This is a genomic window from Vibrio sp. TRT 29B02 (assembly GCF_050113655.1).
In the GTDB taxonomy this organism is placed as follows: domain Bacteria; phylum Pseudomonadota; class Gammaproteobacteria; order Enterobacterales; family Vibrionaceae; genus Vibrio.
The window spans coordinates 43,464-66,735 of the sequence record NZ_JBNJOJ010000016.1 but is presented as its reverse complement, the minus strand read 5'-3'; the positions used below and the strand labels follow the sequence as shown (position 1 = coordinate 66,735).

23 protein-coding genes are annotated in these 23,272 nt (G+C 45.9%); 8 read left to right on the top strand and 15 right to left on the bottom strand.

The genetic code is table 11. From position 1 onward, the window contains the following. Nucleotides 1–3: 3 nt before the first annotated feature. Nucleotides 4–1,959 carry a glycogen debranching protein GlgX gene (gene glgX / locus ACQEXT_RS11635; protein WP_426952152.1) on the top strand — a complete coding sequence of 652 codons (1,956 nt, stop codon included), beginning with the start codon at nt 4–6 and terminating at the stop codon, nt 1,957–1,959. Between the two features lie 146 nt (nt 1,960–2,105). Beyond that, the gene (locus ACQEXT_RS11630; RefSeq protein WP_426952150.1) at nt 2,106–3,875 is read left to right on the top strand and encodes a sensor domain-containing diguanylate cyclase; all 1,770 of its coding nucleotides are present in this window, start codon (nt 2,106–2,108) and stop codon (nt 3,873–3,875) included. Nucleotides 3,876–3,911: 36 nt separating this feature from the next. Here ACQEXT_RS11630 and ACQEXT_RS11625 read toward each other — a convergent pair whose 3' ends face one another. Then, the gene (locus ACQEXT_RS11625) at nt 3,912–4,451 is read right to left on the bottom strand and encodes a helix-turn-helix domain-containing protein (RefSeq protein WP_426952149.1); all 540 of its coding nucleotides are present in this window, start codon (nt 4,449–4,451) and stop codon (nt 3,912–3,914) included. A 79-nt stretch (nt 4,452–4,530) separates the two neighbouring features. Here ACQEXT_RS11625 and ACQEXT_RS11620 point away from each other — a divergent pair, with 79 nt between their 5' ends. Next, complete coding sequence (locus ACQEXT_RS11620; RefSeq protein WP_426952190.1) at nt 4,531–5,715, top strand: benzoate/H(+) symporter BenE family transporter; 1,185 nt, start codon at nt 4,531–4,533, stop codon at nt 5,713–5,715. Between the two features lie 64 nt (nt 5,716–5,779). Here ACQEXT_RS11620 and ACQEXT_RS11615 read toward each other — a convergent pair whose 3' ends face one another. The 8 genes from ACQEXT_RS11615 to ACQEXT_RS11580 all read right to left on the bottom strand — a co-directional run bounded on the left by ACQEXT_RS11615 (nt 5,780) and on the right by ACQEXT_RS11580 (nt 13,333). Further along, nucleotides 5,780–5,998, bottom strand: a complete 219-nt coding sequence (locus ACQEXT_RS11615) for a DUF6500 family protein (protein ID WP_426952148.1) — start codon at nt 5,996–5,998, stop codon at nt 5,780–5,782. Between the two features lie 91 nt (nt 5,999–6,089). Continuing rightward, a complete protein-coding gene (locus ACQEXT_RS11610; protein ID WP_426952147.1) occupies nt 6,090–7,151 on the bottom strand; it encodes a YjhT family mutarotase in 1,062 nt (353 codons plus the stop codon). A 14-nt stretch (nt 7,152–7,165) separates the two neighbouring features. Beyond that, nucleotides 7,166–8,323, bottom strand: a complete 1,158-nt coding sequence (locus tag ACQEXT_RS11605) for an N-acetylneuraminate epimerase (protein WP_426952146.1) — start codon at nt 8,321–8,323, stop codon at nt 7,166–7,168. Nucleotides 8,324–8,546: 223 nt separating this feature from the next. Then, nucleotides 8,547–9,383, bottom strand: coding sequence for a MurR/RpiR family transcriptional regulator (locus ACQEXT_RS11600; RefSeq protein ID WP_426952144.1), 837 nt, complete (start codon nt 9,381–9,383; stop codon nt 8,547–8,549). 199 nt (nt 9,384–9,582) lie between these two features. Beyond that, entirely contained in the window at nt 9,583–10,473 is an 891-nt protein-coding gene (locus ACQEXT_RS11595; RefSeq protein WP_426952143.1) for a dihydrodipicolinate synthase family protein, read from the bottom strand. 27 nt (nt 10,474–10,500) lie between these two features. Next, nucleotides 10,501–11,784 (bottom strand): sialic acid TRAP transporter large permease SiaM, encoded by a 1,284-nt coding sequence (siaM, locus tag ACQEXT_RS11590; protein ID WP_331416820.1) that lies wholly within the window; start codon nt 11,782–11,784, stop codon nt 10,501–10,503. A 9-nt stretch (nt 11,785–11,793) separates the two neighbouring features. Further along, nucleotides 11,794–12,303, bottom strand: a complete 510-nt coding sequence (locus ACQEXT_RS11585; RefSeq protein ID WP_426952141.1) for a TRAP transporter small permease — start codon at nt 12,301–12,303, stop codon at nt 11,794–11,796. A 64-nt stretch (nt 12,304–12,367) separates the two neighbouring features. Continuing rightward, the gene (locus ACQEXT_RS11580; protein ID WP_269375799.1) at nt 12,368–13,333 is read right to left on the bottom strand and encodes a sialic acid TRAP transporter substrate-binding protein SiaP; all 966 of its coding nucleotides are present in this window, start codon (nt 13,331–13,333) and stop codon (nt 12,368–12,370) included. Between the two features lie 248 nt (nt 13,334–13,581). Between ACQEXT_RS11580 and ACQEXT_RS11575 the strand changes: the two genes are divergently transcribed. The 4 genes from ACQEXT_RS11575 (at nt 13,582) to ACQEXT_RS11560 (ending at nt 17,316) form a co-directional block, all read left to right on the top strand. Next, entirely contained in the window at nt 13,582–14,292 is a 711-nt protein-coding gene (locus ACQEXT_RS11575) for a putative N-acetylmannosamine-6-phosphate 2-epimerase (RefSeq protein ID WP_426952139.1), read from the top strand. Then, nucleotides 14,280–15,143 (top strand): N-acetylmannosamine kinase, encoded by an 864-nt coding sequence (locus ACQEXT_RS11570; RefSeq protein WP_269375801.1) that lies wholly within the window; start codon nt 14,280–14,282, stop codon nt 15,141–15,143. Before ACQEXT_RS11575 ends, ACQEXT_RS11570 begins: the two co-directional genes overlap by 13 nt. A gap of 3 nt (nt 15,144–15,146) precedes the next feature. After that, nucleotides 15,147–16,283, top strand: coding sequence for an N-acetylglucosamine-6-phosphate deacetylase (gene nagA / locus ACQEXT_RS11565; protein WP_426952137.1), 1,137 nt, complete (start codon nt 15,147–15,149; stop codon nt 16,281–16,283). Nucleotides 16,284–16,449: 166 nt separating this feature from the next. Continuing rightward, complete coding sequence (locus ACQEXT_RS11560) at nt 16,450–17,316, top strand: glycerol kinase (protein WP_426952136.1); 867 nt, start codon at nt 16,450–16,452, stop codon at nt 17,314–17,316. 258 nt (nt 17,317–17,574) lie between these two features. Here the strand turns inward: ACQEXT_RS11560 and ACQEXT_RS11555 are convergent, their stop codons facing one another. The 5 genes from ACQEXT_RS11555 to ACQEXT_RS11535 all read right to left on the bottom strand — a co-directional run bounded on the left by ACQEXT_RS11555 (nt 17,575) and on the right by ACQEXT_RS11535 (nt 20,867). Beyond that, nucleotides 17,575–18,003: a YccF domain-containing protein gene (locus ACQEXT_RS11555; protein ID WP_138972674.1), complete on the bottom strand. Its 429-nt coding sequence runs from the start codon at nt 18,001–18,003 to the stop codon at nt 17,575–17,577. A gap of 142 nt (nt 18,004–18,145) precedes the next feature. Further along, a complete protein-coding gene (locus ACQEXT_RS11550) occupies nt 18,146–18,874 on the bottom strand; it encodes a sulfite exporter TauE/SafE family protein (protein ID WP_269375809.1) in 729 nt (242 codons plus the stop codon). A gap of 78 nt (nt 18,875–18,952) precedes the next feature. Next, entirely contained in the window at nt 18,953–20,161 is a 1,209-nt protein-coding gene (locus ACQEXT_RS11545) for an MFS transporter (protein WP_426952134.1), read from the bottom strand. A 9-nt stretch (nt 20,162–20,170) separates the two neighbouring features. After that, nucleotides 20,171–20,350, bottom strand: a complete 180-nt coding sequence (locus ACQEXT_RS11540) for a hypothetical protein (protein ID WP_138972671.1) — start codon at nt 20,348–20,350, stop codon at nt 20,171–20,173. 106 nt (nt 20,351–20,456) lie between these two features. After that, nucleotides 20,457–20,867, bottom strand: a complete 411-nt coding sequence (locus tag ACQEXT_RS11535; protein ID WP_138972670.1) for a rhodanese-like domain-containing protein — start codon at nt 20,865–20,867, stop codon at nt 20,457–20,459. A gap of 123 nt (nt 20,868–20,990) precedes the next feature. Here ACQEXT_RS11535 and ACQEXT_RS11530 point away from each other — a divergent pair, with 123 nt between their 5' ends. Continuing rightward, on the top strand, nt 20,991–21,929 hold the full coding sequence (locus tag ACQEXT_RS11530) for a helix-turn-helix domain-containing protein (protein WP_138972669.1): 939 nt from the start codon (nt 20,991–20,993) through the stop codon (nt 21,927–21,929). Nucleotides 21,930–22,134: 205 nt separating this feature from the next. Here the strand turns inward: ACQEXT_RS11530 and ACQEXT_RS11525 are convergent, their stop codons facing one another. Then, nucleotides 22,135–23,232, bottom strand: a complete 1,098-nt coding sequence (locus ACQEXT_RS11525; RefSeq protein WP_426952133.1) for an ElyC/SanA/YdcF family protein — start codon at nt 23,230–23,232, stop codon at nt 22,135–22,137. Nucleotides 23,233–23,272: the final 40 nt, after the last annotated feature.

Here is a 23,272-nt window from a genome sequence, read left to right as displayed (position 1 = left end):
GTCATGATGATGCAGTGCTCTCGTCCCTATCCTCTAGGTGCCACCCTTAGCACCGAAGGATGTAATTTCTCTATCTTTGCTCCTGATGCGAAATCTATTCAGCTTGCGCTGTTTGATGAAAAGGATCAGATCACCACCTATCCTTTGGACGGAGAGTACGCGGGCATACGCTTCACCTTTGTTCCGCACATTCGCAAAGGCCAAAAGTATGCGTATGTGGTGCAGCGCAACGGTAAGCCACATCTGATTTCAGATCCTTATGCCAAAGGCTTAGAAAAACCACTGTTTTATCAAGTGCCATTCAACAGTGAACAGAGCTTTGCTCTGGCAAAATGTGTGGTTGTCGATGACAGTTTTGACTGGCAGGGAGTGGAGAGCCCACGCAGACCTCGTGACGAAATGGTCCTGTTTGAAACGCACGTAAAAGGCGTATCAAAGCTGCATCCACAAGTCGCAGAGCGTCACAAAGGGCGCTATCTGGGCTTAGTCAGTGATGCGATGCTTGATTTCTATAAACAACAGAACATCAATACACTCCAGCTACTCCCTGTCGCCGCCTGCATGCACGAGCCACACCTGTTGAACATGGATAAAGTCAACTACTGGGGCTATAACCCTTACCTATTCATGGTGCCAGACCCTAGATATGCGGCTCACGATGCTGTCACGGAACTAAAAACCGCTATCCGTGAATTACATCGAAACGGGATCGAAGTGATTCTCGATGTGGTCTATAACCACACCGCCGAAGGTGGCGCTGATGGCCCAATCTTTAACTTAAAAGCTTTAGACAAGCGATATTACTTTAAACAGGGCGATCACTACACCAACTATACAGGCTGTGGCAATACACTCGATTTATCCTATCAGGCAAGTTTGAATCTGGTCATGGATACGCTGCGCTATTGGGTTAGCGAATATAAAATCGACGGATTCCGCTTTGATCTAGCCGCCACACTCGGTCGCAACGGTGAACACTTTAGCCCTGAAGCTGCGTTCTTTAAAGCCGTCGCTCAAGACCCGATTCTGAAAGAAGTAAAACTGATCGCAGAGCCTTGGGATATTGGTCCTAACGGTTATCAGGTAGGGAACTTTCCGTTTGGTTGGAATGAATGTAATGACCGTTTGCGCGATATCACGCGAAGCTTTTGGCGTGGTGATCAAGGATTTCTAAAGGAGTTTGCCACTCGAATAATGGGGTCACGAGATCTCTACAGTGCCGCTAACTGGCCGTATAAACTGACAGTCAATTACATCACATACCATGACGGTTTCTGTATGCAGGATCTTGTCTCGTACAAGCACAAGCACAATGAGGCCAATGGGGAGCAGAACCGTGATGGACACGGTGACAACCGTTCGGATAACTATGGTGTGGAAGGCAAGAGCGACAATCCGGTGATCATAGAGAAGCGTGAAAAGCAGAAGCGTAACTTTATGGCCAGCCTGCTGTTTGCTTTTGGTATTCCACATATTCTGACCGCCGACGTTCTTTCCCATACTCAAAATGGCAACAACAACGCGTATTGTCAGGATAACGAGTTAAGCTGGATTAACTGGCATATAACCCCAGACAAAGAGAGTTTCAAGTCGTGGTTAGCCGATATGGTAAAAGCTCGCCAGCAATATATGGTGCCATTTATTCGTGCTTTCAGTGGTGCAAAACGCAATAACAACCGTATTTTCTGGCGCAGAATCGACGGCAGTTTCATGGAACACGATGATTGGAATCGCCTCAGTTCAGTCGCCTTGCATCTGGGCATTGGCAAACATGGTGATGAGTTGTTCTACTGTATCAACCAAACCAATGCGCCCGCTCGATTTACGCTTCCAGAGACTAATGGCAAAGAGTGGGTAATGGTGTGCAATACCGACTCACACGAGCTCCATCAAACCATAGATCATAAACAAGCTTTGGTGGCCCCTGCATCTTTAGCCATCTTCCACTTAAAAGCCTAATGATCAATCTAGCGACATAGTGATATGTCGCTAATTTTTAACACTTTTCCTACAAAAAATCTGGACTTGTGTTGATTGATGTGAATATGAAATCAGTTTAAACTATCGGCCATCGTCCGTTCCCCTAAAACATCAGTTGGCAATCCATGGCATTACCCAAGTTGGTAATTCGAACCTTAAAGCCGTACATCATTCTATTAGTTATAGGTATGGTCTATGCTGCTTTTCAGCAACTTAAACAGTCGGAATACAATGCTTACCAGCAATCATTTGTGAATATAAAAACCGCTTCCGACTTAGTATCTTCACAACTCGAAGCAGCCTCCAGTAAACTGTTTCTCTTAGCCGATTCGTCTAACGAGGAGGATTTTGTCTCTACAGCTCAACGTATTCTCAAATATACCCCAGCTTACAGTGATATCATTTACAGAAATAAGCAGCACACCAAATATCAATCTATACAGCACAAAGCGACTTATTCAGAGCAACACTCGGATATCGTTTGGCAACCGCTGGATGAAATCTCTACAAAATTCACCGTGTCCTCTATCTACCCTAAAGCGTCCAATCAATGGGTATTTGCCGTCAGGTATATACCGGATGAGTACCGCGAAATTTGGATAGAATTTGACCTAAAATCTGCCACACAAAGTTTGCGTGCTCTGCGGACATTAGACAGTGGATATGTGTTTGTCGTTGACGCTGTTAGCGGAAGGCTGGTTTTCCACCCAGATCCAAAGCGACTAGGTACACCATCAATCAGTTACCTTGCTGGCATTAGTGAGTTGATCGGTAGTGGGCTCTATTTCGGCAAGCATGAATATTATTACCAAGGTCAGTATAAGATGTCCGTCTTTAGTGCTGATAATCAACATAACTGGGTATTTATCGCGGGTACCGATCGAGCCAATATCTTAGCCACTTCTTATCAGTTTGCGCTGTCTGCTATTGTTATTGCCTCACTGATGCTGTTAGCAGTCGCGATTAACTATCTCACGTATCAACTCAACAAAAGTCTTGCACAATTGAATAACCGAGAAAATTTGGCGGACTTTAAACACTATTTAAAAGCCGTGCTGGATCGTTTCTGTCACCACAAAGGAATGCAACTATGTTTTTATGATTCGGACTACGGACACTTCACCACGATAGACTATCATGGCAATACAAAAGTCGTGCTGACTGACTCTACTCTGGCTAAGCGCTTTTCTCCGAATTCGATGAGTTACACGACAAGGCAATATGTCGATCCACTTGCAAAGAAACTGCACATCGCGTCTCGACACTATACGATCCCGTTGTTTGACAAAGACAACTTAATCGCAGTGATGTACATCAATGCCAATATACCAATCTACCGCACGATACTGACCATGATCAGAGATTACTCTGAAATCGCCTTGTCTAACCTAATACTTCACCAACAGCTACGAAATAGTGATGTGATGACACACCTAGACAACAAGTTGGCGCTGACGGAGCACATTGAACAAAACATTGAGCGTCATGGTTTGTACCTTGCGATGATTGATATCGACCATTTTAAAACCATCAATGACAACATCGGTCACTTAGGCGGTGACAAAGTCATTTATCATACCGCCGATTTAATGAGGCGTTGTTTTCCAAAGCCAGGTTCACTCAGCCTGTCTCGATATGGTGGCGAGGAATTCTGTATTTTGTTTCATGCCAATGATGAAAACCACGCCTATGAGCAATGTGAACTGCTACGTCAGATGGTGGAACAGTCACGCGTAGAACTGGATGAGTCTGATATCAGCTATACCATTAGCATTGGTATCACCGACAGCCAAATTAGTTCACACAGTACGATAAGCCGAGCTGATAAAGCCTTGTATCAAGCCAAAGGCTTTGGCCGCAATCAAGTGGTCTTGAATACCTTTCAGGAATGTTAACGGGAAGTGGACATGCACTTCCCTACACTACATTCATTACTTCGGATAACAGACAATATTGTGGAATACCATGGATTCCGTTACCGCTTGATACCCGTGGGGTTGATCGCTGTAGAAGCGTAAGCTTTCGCCTTCGTTGAGCGAATGCCATTCTTGATCGAAGTAAATCCTCGCTTCACCTTTGATTACATGTACATGCTCAACGACTCCAGCACTGTGTGCATCAGACATCTGTTGATGATGTTGGGACAAAGTAATCTCGAATACTTCAAGACCGGTATCTTCTTTGTATGGGAACAACGTTTTTACCTTCATGCGCGGATCTTCAGGAAACACCCTATCCGGTGACTGCAAATTAGGTTCGTTGGCAAAAAAAGCCGAAAAAGAGGTCTCCAAACCACTGGCAATTTTCCAAAGAGTGGCAATCGTAGGGCTTGATTCTTCCCTTTCTATTTGACCTAGCATTGCTTTAGATACACCAGTCAGCTTGGCCGTTGCATCTAAGCTCAGCTTTTTCTTTTTTCTTTCCGACTTTAAATGATTGGCAATTTGCGACTTAAAAATCGTCTCTTTCATTAATACAACTCCTATTGTGCGCTATAACGCACAGTGCTATCTTGGCAACTGTGCGTTATGACGCACGGAATAGCTTACCATAGAGAGTGGAGTAACAATGAATCAAAAATCATCGGTTTTAAGCCACATTACCGCTGGCTTTACAGCGGTATTGGTCGGATACACCAGCTCGGTGGTAATTATCATCCAAGCCGCCGCGGCTTCGGGAGCAAGCGCCAGTCAAATTGAAAGCTGGTTATTGGCACTCGGAATCACAATGGGAGTAACATCCATCGGTTACTCTTGGTATTACAAAATGCCAATCTTAATGGCTTGGTCGACACCTGGAGCGGCGATATTGGTCAGTTCCGCGTCGCAATATTCGTTACCAGCGCTAGTCGCGGCCTTTGCTGTAACCGGACTACTGATATTTGTAACTGGTTTAATTTCGCCCCTTTCCAAAGCACTGCAACGTATTCCTTCTCCGCTCGCAACCGCAATGTTAGCGGCAATCTTACTGCCTTTCTGTGTGAAAGCATTTGAGCCTGTCATGACCATGCCTATCATCTTTGGAGTAATGTTTTCGGCTTATCTTGTCAGCAAACGTTTTGTGCCTAAGTACACCATGCTTATCTTACTGCTCATCGGTCTATTCTTCGCGTTTCAGTCAGACCAAGCAGCCTTGAGTACATCGGTCTTGAAACTAGCGAAGCCCAACTGGGTCACGCCACAATTCGACCTATCGACCGTGCTGAACATTTCAATTCCTTTGTACATAGTCACCATGCTCTCACAAAATTTGCCGGGTATCGCCATGATGAGAAGTTATCAGTATCAAGCGCCAGTCAAACCCATACTGCTCGGTACTGGGATAACCAATCTCCTATCGGCTCCATTTGGTGGATTCAGTCTCAATCTCGCGGCTATTTCAGCCGCACTCTGTATGACTGAAGACGTCGATAGAGATAAAAATGTGCGCTATAAAGCCGTGTTGTGGGCGGGAGGTTTCTATTTGGTCGCTGGGATACTCGCCTCGTCCGTTGTCGCACTATTCGTCTCACTGCCTTTACAGATTACACATATGCTAGCGGGCTTCGCCCTACTCGGCACGTTACTGATGTGTTTGCAAACTGCATTTCAGAGTGACAATCTACGTGAACCAGCCCTGTTAACCTTCTTGGTTACTCTTTCAGGAATGAGTCTACTTGGTATTAGCTCGACGCTTTGGGGGCTGTTAGTTGGTGGGTTATACACCCTTGTTATGCAGAGTAATAAGTCACGCTAGATTCTATTTATGCTTACTTAGCCAACTCTATCCAGTCGACTTGGCAAGTAAGCAACAACTACCTCTATTCACCGGACTTAACCATATCGAGAATTTTATGAGCTTTCTCAAAATGGTCTAGTTTATGCGTCTGAATCCACCAGGTAGCGGCCTCCATCAACAGCACTGGATCATCATTTTTGTTGGCAAAGAAGGCATAAAATGAAACACCGACATTGTCCCCTTTCTGGTTAATTTTCTTAGTGCAAACCTCGATAATTTTGCCTCGTAATGAGTCTCGCATTGGTCTCTGTCCATTTAGATTACTGTTGCGCAATAACATACAACGAGCGCTCGGTGAGAACAATAAATTACTGCATATTTATACAGCAAAATCAACTCAATACGTAACAAAGGTTCTGCGCTATTCCAAATTTATTCTCGCCACCTAAGATGTAGATTCTATTGTCAGCTGAAATCGCAACCCCGTATGCCACCCCTTGTGACAAGGCACGTTCGCGATACCAGACTTTACCATCAAAACGCCAGATACTATTGCTGTAGTGCTTCGTTAACCCTTTATGCGTATACCATTGGTGGTTGTTGAAGTTATTCTGGCTACCTATAAAATACGCCCCCCCCACCGCAAAGATCTGACCTTGTATTTGGCCACAAAAATGCCCTGCTAATCCTTCATGCTGGCTTTGAATATCAAATATTGAGGCACATAACTTACTGCTGATATGACTTGGTGAGTGAAGCTGGAACTGTTTCGTTTGCAGACTGCGAAGTCCAGGCTTTATCTCTCCCTCAATCAAGGTAACGGTACTTCCTTGCTGCACGATCCCTGCCCCACAATTGGCAGCAAATGGGTTCTTGTCTAATATCGCCCACTTTTCACGAGTTAGGTCAAAAGACCAAATATCCCCATTCCAGCCATAGCCAAAAACCGGGCGATACATAAACTCATTCAACACACTCTGATGTTTTTCGGGTTGTGACTTTTGATCAATCGATGATAACTTGGCGACGAATGAATCAAACGTTTCTTTGCAGTAACCGCCGAAGAAAACCAGTTCGCCTGTCGGCAAGGTACAAGCAGATGCCCCAAGCAAACCAACCGGTATTTGCGTGTTTAGTTTAGTCCAGAGGTTTCTCTTAGCATCGAAACAATAGGCGTCGTCGAGCACAACAGGCGATTGCTCGTGTTCGCGCTGGCCCGCTCCGGAAAAAACATAAAGTTTGTCGTTACTTACCACATAACAGGCATCATTACGCTCAGTACCCGGAAAGTCGACCGCTTGCTGCCAACCAGATGCTGGTTGCTCTAAGTCATAATAAAACAGCTGTTTTCCTGCACTGCCCAAACCAACATAGAGTCGCTTGCCAAGCAGACCTCCAATGCCATTTTTGATCCCGACAGGCAAAGCTGGAAATGAGTCAATAAGTAACGACATAACTGGTCTCCTGATTAATCCGCAATATCAACGCTTGAGCCATTCCACGCTAGCAGGTATACCTTTTTGCTGGCGCTACGGTCACTCTTTTCTCCACCAGCAATCAGGACCCCAGTACCCGTTGAGAACGACGCACCATAAGCAAGGCCTTCAGGTAATGCATTAACCTGTTGCCATAAACCATTTTGCTGTACATACATCTCGGGATTGAATGCTTTACCAAAGCCGTTGTGAGCGAACATATTTCCGCTTTCAAACGCTGCTTTTGCCCCATGGAAGTTAGCGCCGCCTGCTACGATTATCACCCCGTTACTTTGCCCGGCAAAGGCACCTGCGACTCCTTCCTGAACCGAACTTGTTTTAGGTGCTGGAAGTGAGTGCATACTCTGCCACGGCTGCTGTTGTGAGAACTGATACTGCTTCACTTCTGCGGTTCTCAGACCCGGTTTAATTTCGCCACTAATCAAGGTTGCTTTCGCGCCTTCAGCAACCAGAGCGCTACCGCAGTTTGGCAAATAAGGCGAGGAGCCAAGATCACTCCATTGACCCGTTTCCGGCTTGTAGCTGACGACCTGTCGGTTCCACTTGTAGTCAAGCGGCTTCATGCCCATATAGTCATCGACAATCTTTTGCCACGCTTTAGGCTCAGCGGCTTTGTCGGTGGTCATCACATCATTTAAATACCGATCAAAGTAACCCTTGTTGTAACCACCAAAAAACACCACTTGTTTGCCGTCCGGCGAATAGGAAGAGGCTCCTAACAGTCCCACTGGTGTAGAGGTATTGGCCTGTGACCATGAGTCACTTTCAACATCGTAACGGTATACGCTATCAAACAGGATCGGGGCAGGATCGCTTGAATTGGCTTTACCTGAACCACCAAAAACATAGATTTCATTACCAACGACTGAGGCGGTAGCTCCACTTCTTGCAGGCCCATTAAAGCTCGCTTTCTGCTGCCAACCTTTCGCAATGTTGTTCAGATCCAACATAAAAAAGTCTTGGCCTGCCGAACCCAGTCCGACAAACACTTTGTCGCCAACCTGCGCGCCGATACCACTTTTAATCCCAACAGGTAAATCCGGCCACTGATTTGCCGCACTGGCGTTAACAGTTAGCAACAGAGAAACAGTAAGCAATGGTGTGTGAATCAGATGATTTTTGATGTTCATTATTGTTATTTCCTTATTGGAAAGTAGTTTGAATAACCGACTTCAGAGTTGGCAATCGGCTCAAACCCTTGTTCCATGTTGGTTAGATTTCATACTAATTATCGATCAATGAAAAAATATTTCTTTGATCAACTTAACAATAAAAAATATTTTCACCAATAGAGAAAATAAAAGCTCACCGAGTAGTGAGCTTTATATATTTTAATTTAATATCATATAGATACTAGCTGTTCATCAGTGGCAGAACCACTTCTGCAGTTTCCATTACAGACCCAGTATATTCAGGATAAGTATCCAGCAAGGTGTTGATCAGCACATCAACCAATAATAGCGCACCAACTTTAGATGCGAACGCACCACCGGTTAAAGGCCCTTCAGGACGAGCTGCAACGAGAAGTTCGTCAGAAATCGCAGATAAAGGGCTATGGCTGATATTAGTCAGAGCAACCACAGGGACATTACGACGATGTGCCTGACTGGCGGCGTAGATAACTTCTTTGGTAGAGCCAGAGCTAGAAACCGAGAACCACAAATCACCTTCACTGCTGCGCCCAGCACTCATTGCCGCTAAGTGGGTATCTTCATACATGATGGCTTTTTTACCAATACGTACCAAACGGTAAGCCAGGTACCGGCCAACAATGCTTGATGCGCCAACCCCCACACAACCAATAAACTGGGCGTTATGAACCAGTTCGCAAATACGGCTTAATGCTTTTCGATCAATCAACTTAGCAGTATCTTGCAAACTATCTACAGCACTTTGGGCAGATACATCACAGATATCGCCTTCTACCTGAGGCTGATTTTGACTGGCTGTCTGGCTCAAATCCACGGCAAGAGCCATTCTGAAGTCAGAGTATCCTTTGTAGCCCATATCACGACATAGGCGCACTACCGTTGCTTCACTCGTCTGTGTATTGCGAGCAAGCTCAGTAATGGTTTGAAACTGGACATCATGTGCATTTTCAAGCACGTAGTCTGCAACCAGTCTCAATTTTTTACTCAAAGGTTCGATATTTGAACGTAATCGAACCATTAGATTTTTAGGCGAATTCACAACGGCCTCTTCAGATTTATTTGGCTTAGATAAAAGTATCAGACTCAGTGTCTCTTGAACACCAACAATCGAACTATCTCGCTATAATAAACTAATTGAAATCAAACGTTTCAAACTTGTCAGTTATCTTCTGTTTGGCGTCCGGGTCTAACAGAAGCGAAGGTTGATAAAGGCAGGGAGGCTAACCTCCCTGTGGAAGTTAGATAAAGTCAGCGTCGCGCATCTTAGCCATAACATCAGACTTCTGTTTGGCGGTCAGGGCACGAATAGGCTGACGCGGATCGCCAGCGTCAATACCGTGCAGCTGCATTGCGACTTTGCCAGCTGCAACACCACCGTACTCGACCAACACACGGATAATAGCGATAACCTTATCCATCAATGCCGCCACTTCTTCATGCTTACCTTGATTGAAGGCTTCAATAATCTTCAGGTAAAGTGGCGCCGCATAGTTGTAAGTACTACCAACCGCTCCCACAGCACCGACAGCCAAACCGGCAGGAAGGAACTCATCAACACCAAACGGGATATCAAATTTGCCGCCTGAGACACGAACACAACGTTGATACTCGTACAAATCTGCGTTGTTGAATTTAGCACCATACAGGTTCGGAATACGTTGCTCACCCTTGATTAAGAACTGCTCAAGATCCAGATTCACTCCTGACATACCTGAATGGTAGTAGTAGAAACCTTTTGACGGCGCAGCAGCTGCAACCTGAGCGCAGTATTCAACTAAATCATCAACACTGCCTGGTTTAAAGAAGCACGGACCAATCGCTGACGTTGCCAGGATATCTAACGTTTCAGCATGCTCTGTTAAGTTAATGGAATCAACGATACTTAAAGCGCCGGTGTGCAGAATCAGGTCAAGTTTGCCATCTGCCGCTTTAACCCAACGTTCTGCGATCGCTTTTCGTTCTTCAACTGAACAGTGTATGCCTTCGCCGGTAGTACCACAAACGTAAGCGCCCTTTACCCCTTGCTCAATTAACAGTTGAGCAATTTGATCAATTGCAGCAAAGTTCACCTTGTTGTCCACGGTAAAAGGAGTGTGTGGAGCAGCAATCAGGCCAGTTAGTTTTTTCATCTTAATTACCTTAACTTCAAATTGTCATCACTGTCCGTAACCAAGCATTAGCTCAGGCAACAGCAGAGTAAATTGTGGGAATACAGCAACAAGCGCCAATACGATAAAGAGAGGAACCAGCAACGGTAGAACACCGCGAGTCAGAACGTGGAATGGGATATCTCCCACGCGGGATACCACGTAAAGTGCCATGCCCATCGGTGGAGTAAGAATGCCGATCATCAGGTTCAGGATTGCCATTACACCAAAGTGAACTGGGTCAATACCAACCGCCGCAGCAACCGGAACAAGGAATGGAACCAAGAGTAGCAACAGCGCCAATGACTCGATAAAGGTACCAAGGAATAGTAGTAGCAAGTTGATCAGTAGCAGCAGCACCAACGGGTTTTCACTGATTGTCAGGAAGTAATCAGCCAACATCTGCGGTAACTGTTCACGGGCAACGATCCAACCAAATACAGTCACACCCATTACCATTAGAGCGACAACTGCAGTCGTGTTTACCGTCTCTTTAAGAATCTCAACAAAACCACCCAGGGTAAGCTGCTTGTAAACAACAGTACCAAGGAAAAGCGCATACAGAGAAGAGACTACCGCGGCTTCCGTCGGAGTGAACTTACCTGAAAAGATACCGCCAATGATGATTACCGGAGTAAGTAGTGATAAGAAAGCTTCTTTGAATGACGTCAGCTGCTCTTTTCGAGTCGCGCGAGGCAACGTCATATAGCCACGCTTCTTACAGATGAAGTAACTCATCGTCATTAGCGCAATACAACATAATAGACCGGGAATAGCACCTGCGAGGAATAAAGCGCCGATGGACGTATTGGATACCACTCCGTATATCACCAAAGGGACAGAAGGGGGAACTAATGGACCAATGATACAAGAAGCCGCCGTAAGACCACCGGCAAAGTCATCGTGATATTTTGCATCACGCATGGATTTTATTTCTAACTGTCCTAGGCCACCAGCATCTGCCAATGCTGACCCTGACATACCTGAGAACAACAAGCTTGCCATGATATTTACGTGACCAAGGCTACCTGTTATATGACCGACCATGGATTTAGCAAAATTGAAAATTCGCTCAGTAATGCCGGCACTGTTCATTAAGTGCCCTGTCAAAACAAAGAAAGGCACCGCCAATAAAGTGAAGTTGTCGATACCACCCAGCATCTGCTGAGCCGCGAAGTTGATCCCGGTGCTGTTGGTCAACACCAAAAACACTAAAGCAACAAAAATAAGAGAAAAACCCACTGGCATGCCTGCAAACAGCAGCCCTAACCAGCCAAAAATTGAACCTGCCATATGGAATCCCTACCTTTCAGCAATTTGTGAATCTGTTGAAGACACGGATTGACTGCCACAGAACAGTTGCTTGCCAATACCGACCATTTTTTCGAGCTGTCTGAACACCATAAATACGCCACCTAGTGGCAAGCTATAGTTCATCCAACTACTCGATACTCCGAGTGTGATCAACTCAAAGAAAGCCGTGCGCTGAACATGCTGATAACCCAATACAATAATGGCAAAAATAGACACCAGAACCGCGAGTTCCAGCGATAACACTAAGCACAAGCGAGCCTTTTCTGGCAGTTTGTCTGAGAAGAAAGTGATGTTGACATGCGTGCTGCGTTTAATGGCTATCGCACAACCGATCAACGACATGTACATAAACAGAACTCGGGCGAGTTCCTCACTCCAGAGCGAAGGATCATTGAACAACCAACGAGTCCCTATCTGCCAAGTCAGTACCACTAACAGGGCAGCCATCAACGGCACAGTTATGATCTCTTCAATATTGTTAATTATCTTACGTAACATCTTGAGCTCCATGGCTGGCCTAACTGGCCAGCCCGAACAGATGAGAATAGCTCACGCTACTCTCTTACATAGCCGCGAGTTTCTTAACGATAGGCTGGCCAACCTTATCTTCAAACTCAGCATAAAGTGGCTGCATCGCTTCACGGAAAGGCGCTAAATCGGGATATGTCACGTTCACCCCTTGCTCTTCAAAGAATGAAACCAGTTCCTCTTCTTGCTTCTTAACTGAAGCCGTATGCGCTTCACCAGCTTTCATCACCGCGTCTTCGACAATTTTCTTCTCTTTGTCAGACAGTTTTTGCCAAGTGGATTCAGAGATGATCACCATCTGGTCATTGACAATATGATTGGTCATCGCAAGGTTGCCCTGAACCTCGTAGAACTTCATGGTTTTGATCGTTGGTAGTGGGTTTTCCTGACCATCTACCGCATTCGTTTGAAGGGCTAAATAAACTTCCGAAAACGCCATTGGTGTTGGCGATGCCCCAGACAACTTAGCGTAGTTTAGATTTGGCTTAGCATTAGGTACGCGTAATTTCAGACCTTTGAAGTCTTCAATTGAGTTAAGAGGACGGTTAGAAGTGGTTTCGCGAGTGCCGTTGTACCAAGTATCGAGAGCGCGCCAGTTGAACTTGGACAGCATCTCTTCACGGATTCCAATACCAAAATCCGAATCGAACATACGGCGTAAGTGTTCGAAATCACGGGCAACATAAGGCAGTGTCACGGCTTCAGCACGTGGAATCCAAAGACCCATGCGGCCAAACTCAGCGTAAGTAATGTCCAAATCACCCATGCTTAACTGCTGCAGCATCGCGCGGTCATCACCAAGCTGTGCACTCGGATAAAGAGCGAGTTTCAGTTCGCCTTTACTCATCTCCTCCATGGTGTCCGCCAAGAGTTTAGCTGAAGCGTACTCCACAGAACCGACTGAGGCTTGCATCCCCATTTTCAGTGTTGTAGCGGCTTGTAGACTAGTGGCACAGCTTAGGGTCAGCAGAGCGAGAGTAATCTTATTGATGGCTTTCATATTGTTCCCTTTTTATACGATTTATACCTGGTTTCACCATTTTCAAAAAAAACTTTCATTTTGTTTGAAAAAAATCTTCGTTATGGATTATTATTGCCATGAAGATTATTTTCAAATCAACTTTTTACAAAATGTGATCGCGGACAAAAATTCGCCAGACATATCAATTGGCACACTGATTGGACGAATTGTGACGGTTTCTTTCTCCTTCACTCCGCACTAGCATTACTCAAGTTACGAGGCCCGTTGTGAACACAAAAAGTATAAGTATCAATGAATTAAAGCAGTCTCTGCTCGGTCAAACCGTAGTATCGATACAACCAGTGGTAGGCAGTCCTTTAGAAAACACCGATTTTATCGTCGCCATGGCGGTTGCAGCTGAACAAGCCGGGGCTAAAGCATTTCGTATCGAGGGTGTAAAAAATGTCAAAGCAGTCTCAGCAGCCGTCAGTGTACCAATTATTGGAATAGTGAAACGTGACTTGCAGGACAGTCCTGTCCGCATCACACCTTTTGCCAGTGACGTTGATGATTTAGCTAACGCTGGGGCAACGATTATCGCATTCGACGCCACGGATCGACCACGTCCTGAAAGCAGAGAACATATCGCTCAAGCCATCAAAAATTCAGGTTGTATCGCAATGGCTGACAGTTCTTGTTTTGAAGATGGTGCCTGGGCTCATGCGCAAGGAGTGGAAATAATCGGTTCAACATTATCAGGTTATGTTGGAGAGACTGAACCGACAGAACCAGATTTGCAGTTAGTCAAACAGTTTTCACAAGCTGGATTCTTTACAATGGCAGAAGGACGTTACAACACACCCGAGTTAGCGGCTAGAGCCATTGAGTGTGGCGCAACGGCGGTGACGGTCGGTTCAGCGATCACTCGTCTTGAAATCGTCACTCAATGGTTTAACTCAGCCACTCAGGCAGCAGGAGCAAAGGAATGCGCACATTAGCAATCGACATCGGAGGGACAAAAATCGCCTTAGGGCTGGTTGAACAAGGTGTGTTAATTGAGCGCAGACAAATCTCGACCCCCGTCGTCAACGATGTCGATATCTTTGCCCACACTCTACTCACGAGCAGCAGTGATTGGCTAAAAGAGTGCGACAATATCGGAATTTCAACCACAGGTTTAGTGACTGAGCAGGGAATAAGTGCCATTAATCCAGATACCCTCGCCTTTCCCGCTCCTTTTCCTTTAGTTCAGGCGATAGAAAAACACGTCAAACTACCTGTTCAAATGCTGAATGACGCCCAGGCCGCCGCGTGGTTCGAATATACTCAGTTGGATGATCAAGTAAAAAACATGGCGTTCATTACTGTATCAACCGGTGTGGGTGGTGGGATTATTATCGATGGGAAACTGCATCAAGGTCAGTCTGGACTCGCTGGGCATATAGGACATATGTCAGTATCTCTAACCGGTCCTAAATGTGGTTGTGGTCAAATGGGATGTGTTGAAGCTATCGCTTCCGGAACCGCTATCCAAAGAGCGAGTGAACAGCGCTTTTCCTCACCACTATCAAACATTGAACTGTTCGAACAAGCGCAGACCAATGCCGACGCCGAAGCGATCATTGACCAAAGCGCACAAGCCATTGCGGTACTATGCTGTAACTTAAAAGCATGTTTGGATCTCGATGTCATTGTCTTGGGGGGCGGCATCGGGCTGGCAAAAAACTATATTGCTCGTGTCGATCAAGCGATAAAACGTCGTCCAGCGGTATTTCAAGTACCTGTTGTGGCAGCCAAAGGCGATTATGACGCCTGCTTACTTGGTGCTGCATTTCAGTTTGGAGAGTAAATCATGACGCTTAAAGCGATATCTGCACCACGAATTTTCGATGGAAACCACTACCACTATAATTGCGCCTTAGTCTGGGAGGAAAACCAGATAGCCTCGATACTCCCTATTGGTGAATTGCCTAATGAAATAGAGCATCAACATTTCCCGACGGGTTTAATCGCCCCTGGATTTATCGATATACAAGTTAATGGTGGTGGCGATGTGATGTTCAACAATGACATCACAACACTCGGGATGGCAACCATATGTCAAGCCCATAGAAAACATGGTACTGCCTATTTACTGCCAACACTCATTAGCTCGACACCTGAAAATATTCAACATGCCCTCAACGCCACACAACAGGCGATAGAAGAATCGGTTGCAGGTGTACTGGGTGTTCATTTAGAGGGACCGTGGTTAAACGCAGAGAAGAGAGGGGCGCACGATGCCAACTTGTTTTACTCACCAACAGTAGAGCAACTCGAATCATTCCAATGGCCTAAACAAGGCAAGGTTCTGGTCACCGCCGCGATAGAAAATATCGACCGCTCGGCACTGCTGTGGATGAAAGAGCATCAAGTTATTCTGTCATGTGGTCACAGCAACGCCAAAGCGGATCAACTGCCAGATGAGAAACGCTTGCTTATCGATGGCTTTACCCATCTGTTTAATGCGATGTCTCCCCTAGAAGGTCGCGAACCTGGCGTGGTTGGTACAGCACTCTACTCAGATCACAGCTGGTGCTCGATCATTACTGATGGGATCCATGTTCATCCCCAAAACGTAATGCTTGCCCACAAGGCAAAACCACAAGGGAAACTGCTGATCGTCACGGACGCAATGGCGACAGTGGGTAGCAAAACCAATCAGTTTGTTCTCGATGGAGAAACGATCAAGGTAGTTAACAATAAACTAGTTAACAGTCGCGGCAGTTTGGCGGGTGCCCATATTGGTATGGATCAATCGGTGGCGAATGTCATCCGATGGGGAATTGACGAAGAAGAAGCGTTAAAAATGGCCGCAACCTACCCAGCTCAAGCGCTTCATTGCGACGATCTTGGAATGCTCCAGCCCCATTTCCGTGCAGCCGCAACCATACTGGATGACGACTACCAAAGCCAGGCCGTAATGGTTGACGGGATACTCTATCAATAGTGAGTCAGGAGGGACTCTCCTCCTTGGCTCTGTTCAACTCCCATCTGGCTCTAACCGACACTTTTCAGCGCACTACATTGTCGACAGCAAGTCTATTATTTTCCTATATCTTCTTGATTAAACGGGGCTTTGATTTAACAATAGCACCAATGATAAGGAGAATAGAATGTCAGACAAAATCTCTACCACCGCCTTGGCAAAACAACGTGAAATGGATGCTAAGAAGCTGTTTAGCGACCTTAAAGTTGCAGGCTATATCAATCGCTCAGATGATGGCTGGGTTCTGACAGAGCTTGGGATTAAATTTGGTGGTGAGTACATCGATCATACTAAATTTGGCCAGTTTATTGTTTGGCCAGAAAACCTCCTTATCGATTCCACCGCCACCAGCGGTAAAACCATGAGCGCCACCCAAATTGGTCAACGCTTTTCTCTCAACGCGAAAAAGGTCAATCAGTTACTACAGGAATTGGGTTGGATCACCAAAGGCGACAATGGCTGGCATGTCACTGCGTCTGGTCTCACTGTAGGCGGTTATCAGCGCGAAGACAAAGAGCGTGAACAACACTTTGTCGTTTGGCATGACTCGATTGTTCGCAACAAACGTTTGAGACAGTCAGTTATTGAGTTCTCAGGACAAGATGCCCAAGCGCACGCTACGGACAAATCGTTGTCGAGTTTCAGGCAAAAGTTCGAAGCTAAGCATCGCACGCTAGACGGGCACTATGTGCGCTCTAAAGCAGAACTGATCATCGATAATTGGCTTTACATGAATGGTGTCGTCCATGCCTATGACCGTCAGCTACCGATTGAACAAGATGTACTGAGTGATTTTTATCTGCCAACCGGAAAAGTCTATCTTCAGTATTGGGGTGACGACAACGCGACAACTCCAGAAAAACAGCAGCATAAAATTAGAGCCATCTATGAGGAGCATCATTTTGCACTAATAGAGGTGTTCCCTGATGAGATAGACAAGCTGGACGAAGTGCTGCCAGCTAAACTAAAACCTTTTGGTATCAAGGCGTATTAGTCGTCGCTCACTGTGCCAGCCAATCAACCTGATGCGTGATGCGTGTACTCTCTTCATGCTTGGGCAGCAACAGATAGTATCCACTGCTCAGATTTGGCGATAAAAAAACCTAAGCAATCATTTGCTTAGCTCATCCCCCGCACTGAATGAATAAAGTTTGAGCGGTTTCTGGTTCGACTTTTCGCCTAATAATCGCCAAAAACAGAAAAGATCCCATTAGGGATCTTTTCTTCAATGACGCCATCAACAGGCTAATTGCTACTTAGAGTATCTTGCTAACGCAGCCTGCTCTTTCGGCACCACTGTTTTACCAATTGGCGCGAGTGAAATGTACGCCAACTTTAAGTGTTGGAGCGCGAAAGGAATACCAATGATGGTAATAAAACAGGCCACTGCGGACATGATATGTCCTATCGCCAACCAAATACCGGCGAAAACAAACCAGATGATATTACCCACCAGTCCCAACGGGCTGGTACCTATATCTGTCTCATTAGTCAGCTCATCACGAGCGATAGCTTCTTGCCCAAACGGGAAGAAAGAGAAGTTGCCCATAACGAAACACGCTCGTCCCCAAGGGATGCCAATAATACTGATAAACGCCAGCAATCCAAAAAACCACCACATTAAACCCATGACGATACCACCGCACAGGAACCAAATTATGTTTCCAAGTGTTCTTAACACTGACTCTCTCCTTTGTGAAAAACCTTAGCCACTGAGCAATCATCGTACTTCAGTACTAGGAAGGGTGTATAAAATGAGCTTGAACGTGCCTTCCTTACTAGCGACCAGTATCAGGATCGTTCCTTAACCTAACATGAACAGTTTAAGACAAACCCTGCCAGACTGCGGTTGCGCCGCTGATACTACACAACAATAGCGCACCAAAACGAATTTTCTCTTTTGGCAATGAGTGAGTCGTCAACTGAGCGAGCTTGTAACCGATCCAAGCCGCTGGGATGAGTGGCACGCTGATCCAGAGGTGATGGAGTGTCAAAAACCCTGCCGGCATTTGAATAAGCAATGAGATAAACGAACTAAAGACAAAAAACGCAGAAAGATTGCCTCGTAGTTGATTCGCTTCCTGATGTTGCAGCAATAATGCCATTGGAGGGCCGCCTATCGCTGAACTCGTGCCAAAAAAACCGGAGAAAAAGCCAGCGACGCCCATTCGCATTGGCGTCGGCTCGATACGGAATGGGAGCAGGCTCACCACCACCGCGAACAACACCAATAACCCGAGCCAGAGTGTCATCACATCAGTGGACACCATGACTAACAATACGCCACCAGCAATAGAACCCGGAACTCGCCCTATCAACGCCATTTTTAGACCACCAATCTCGACACTCGCACGATGTTTAAGTGCATTGAGTATTGAAATAAACAGAGCCACCAAACAGATAGGCGCGGGGACATAATCAGGTGAAACTAAAATCAACAGTGGCGCAGCAACAATCGCTAAACCAAATCCTATCGCCGTTTGAACAAACGACCCCAAAAAGATAAGAAAAGCAGCAATCAATGCCTCTGACGAGACCCATTCAGCGAACATATAAATAACAAAGATGAGAATTAGAATGAGTCCATCATAATCGAAGTTTGATTAAAACGGACTCACTATTTTCATTTATTACGCAACGGCATAACGTTGTACTGGCTTATCATTAATTGGCAGATGAATCAGCGCCGCAGCAAAAGCCAATACCACAGTCGACCACCAGATTGGCTCATAGGATCCGTAGTAATCGTAAATACGGCCACCAGCCCAAGCCCCTAAAAAACTCCCTACTTGGTGAGTAAAAAATACCAAGCCGTACAGGGTGGAGAGATATTTGGCTCCAAAGATCTGGCGCACTAGCCCCGACGTCAAAGGCACGGTTCCCAACCAACAAAAGCCAATTGCCCCACCAAATATAACGGCAGTATGTTCAGTAACAGGCAAGGTTACAAAAGCTCCGATAACCAAGGTACGCATGATGTACAGCGCAGCCATTACATGACGCTTATTAAATCGGTCACCCATTACTCCCCAAAAATAGGAGCCAAAGATGTTAAATATACCCACATACGCCAAAGCCATTGCGGCTGCGGAAGCCGGTAATTGCTTGTCAGCAAGGTAGCTTGGCAGGTGAGTGGCGATAAACATAACGTGAAAACCACAAACAAAGAAGCCAAGGTGGATCAACCAATACCCCTTGTGAGAAAACGCCTCTTGCAATGCTTGTTTCAGCGTCTGATTCTCTTCAACACTGCCGACGGACGTAGCTTGCTTCGGCGTACTGTTTTTCATAAACAGTGCAAACGCGATCATAGTGCTACACAAAAGAGCGAAAGCTTGAAGCGCGGTTTGCCAACCAAAATCCGTTAGCAAAGCTTGTGCTCCTGGAATCATGGCAAACATACCAAATGAACCCGCCGCCGTAGTCAGGCCAAACGCTTTAGCGGCATGTTCAGCAGGCACGACTTTAGCGACAGCCCCCAAAACAATCACATAACTGGTTGCGCTTAAACCTAAGCCCACCAATACCCCAAGAGAAAGGTAAAGCAAGCTAGGCTCCATAGCGATAGAGGTCAGGTATAAACCTAAGCCATAGGCGATGGCACCAAGGATAATGATGCGCTTAGCACCATATCGATCTGATGCCATGCCAACAACCGGTTGAAACACGCCAAATAATAGGTTTTGCAACGCAATAGCAAAACTAAAAAATTCGCGTCCTGTCTGAAAATGTTCAGAAATTGGCATCATAAAGATACCGAAAGATTGTCTAATCCCTAGACAGATAATCAGAATGGCAATACCTAGCCAAACCATAACGGGAAATCGAAAAATACTCATCGCAGTACCTTAGTGATGATGATCATGAGAATGGCTGGCTTGATCGCCTAACGTCTGGTGGCAACCACTATCAACGGCTTGTTGTGCCAACAGATCCAACAAAGTTGGAGAGTGGTGAACAACAATCAGGGACAGTATTAGCAACAAGCTCATTCTCACAAGCTGAGCGAAAAGTGATTGAGAAAACATGATCCAAATTCTCAGCGTGGGTTTAACAAAGAGCGCGAAGTGTAGGGTTCGACGCGCAATGACTCAAATGACATTCGGTCAATTCCACTATGCATTGGCTGCATGGTTACTGCTGTTCAACCAAGCAGGGAACAAGTTCAAACCCTTCATCTAGCCACCCCGTAACACCACCAATCATTTTCTTGACCGGCCGTCCTAACTTAGCCAATCGTATCGCTGCTTTTTCCGTCCCATTGCAGTGTGGTCCTGCACAATAGACCACAAACAACGTCTCTGATGGAAACTCAGCCAAGCGCTTCTCATTGAGCCTTGGATGCGGAATGTTGATCGCCCCGTCCACATGCCCTTGTTCAAACAGCACTTCCGCTCTGACATCGACTAAGACAAAATCCTGTAATCCATTGGTCAACGCGTGGTGCACATCCCAGCAATCTGTTTCAAACTTTAGTCGTTGCTCAAAATGAGCCAACGCCTCTTGGCTGTTCGCCGCCGCCACTCTTGATACTGCACTCGACATATTACGTACTCCTTGTGTGATTGATGACAATACTATCTTGCCGTCAAATCGTAGTAGGTGACATTGGCGTAAAAGACAGTTATCGTTAATTTTCAGCCAAGCTGGTTATCTCAAGGAATGAAGATGAAAAAAGTCGCGATCCTCGCCCATACACATGTCACTCTGTTCGAAATGTCGTGTGCGATAGAATTGTTTGCTCTACCAAGACCTGAGTTCGAAAACTGGTACCAGACGGACGTTGTCAATTTACAAGACAGCGACATTCAGACCACTGGAAACTTGCTGTTTCGCGCTCAATACGTTGAATCTCTGCAATCTTACGACACGCTGATCATTCCTGGATGGCCCACTTGGGATTACCCGATTCCTGATAGAATCAAACGACAAATCACCTTGTTCATACAAGAAGGTAAGCAAGTACTCACACTATGTTCTGGCTCATTCTTACTAGCACGATTAGGTTTGCTTGATGGAAAAACTGCAACCACACATTGGATGTACGAGCAGAAGTTTCGCCAGCAATTCCCTCTTGTTCACTATCAGCCAGATGTGCTTTACGTCTTTGACGACAACATTGGATGTTCTGCGGGAAGCGCGGCAGCACTCGACCTTGGCCTCGCTGTAATTCGTAGCGACTACGGCTATAACATTGCCAATCAAGTGGCAAAGCGACTGGTGATCTCGGCTCACCGTTTAGGTGGACAAGCACAGTTCGTCGAAACCCCTATGTTAGAAGTACCCAATCAGTTTTCAGCCGCAATCGACTGGGCCAATAGTCAGCTTGATAAAAGCATCACGGTTGACACCCTAGCTGACAAAGCCAATATGTCACGACGCACTTTTGACCGTAAGTTTCGCGCCAGCTTCAACCTATCGCCTAAAGAGTGGCTAACTCAACAACGTATCGAGCGCGCAAAAGGGCTGTTGGAGGGAGAGGCACATTCCATCGAGCGACTCGCGAACATGTCTGGATTTGAAAATGCGACGACCTTACGCCATCACTTCCGTCGTCTTGTTGGAGTGTCACCACAACAGTATCGAGCACAGTTCAATGGCAAGTAGCAGCCACTAAGTCCTCTGTCGCGTGTTCAATTGAAGTAAATCAACTCAGAGTGGACTGGGTTACCAAGATTGGCGTATTGAAGAGATTGCCCCCAGGCGGCAGAGTTTCTCACTCAGTTCATTATCAAAGGGGGTAGCGTTATGCGTATGGGCATTAAACAACCAGCCGAAAGAGGCTGGTTTTTTCCTTTAGCGTCCGTGCAGCTTAACGTGATTCAAGTGGGTATGAACGATAGCTCCACATACCATATGTTCTTAAAGCGTCGCGATAGATTCCAAGGAGTTCACTGTTACTGGCTTGTTCAAGCTCTTTAAGTGGCTTGTCTGGGTAACTGACCGTATCAAAAGTAATGTCTTGTGGCCCAGTCTGCCAGCTAGCAATCTCAAATAGAGTTTGACCACGGCGAACGTGACTCGCGGAGCTAATAATAGTCGCATGCTGAATATTGTGGCGCGCTAGTGCATAGCTACTAAAGAGCGCATTACCCACCGTGCTGGTCGCGTAATTTTCTTCAATAATTCGTTCTTTCTTGATGCCTTTTTCAATTAACCAGTCAGCCATTAGCTTACCTTCAGTCTTATGATTTTTAGGCACGCCACCGGTCAATATAATTAAGGCGTCTGGGTTGTCCTTCGCCATTTGTAATGTCGTTTCTAGGCGCTCGATGAGTATCTGATGCATAGAGCCATCTGGGTTCAATGCATAACCTAATGTGACAATAGCACCATGATCACCTAGTTGACCTTTGTTGGCTTGTTTTTTAAGCGGGGTAGCTAACACGCGCTCAACGGTTGCAAAGATTCGCTTTATGTCTGATGCTTTGCCTGCATTTAACTTAGCGAGTGTCTCCATGTGCTTCTCTGACTCAGCTTGATTGTTGTTAAAGCGCTGCCAAACCGCAAGGTAAGCGTGCAGGTCGACGTCTTGTGGCGCAACGGATAGCGCTTGTTCAAATAGCTCAATCGCTTTATCTACATTCTTGTTGTAGATCTGCGCATTCGCTGCCGAGATAAGCAAATCAGTACGGTACGGTTCCAGTTGGTAAGCTTCTAGTAAACGGTCGGTGACGGTTTCCATATTGCTTGGCATTTTGGCGGTGAACCCAGCATGAGAAATACGGGCTGGGGATTTAAACGCCTGTACTGCGTCATTGAGTAGTTGGTCTACAACTTGGCGTTTAGTGATGAGTTGGGCGTAGTCACTGTCAGAGACAATTGCTCTATCATTAGCAGCAAAAGTGTGGGGGGCAGAAGCTAAGCAAATGACGCTACCAAGAGCGAGGGCAAGGAGTTGTTTCTTCATAGAGAAATCCTAGGTTTTATTTTTGAATAGTAAGACAGGT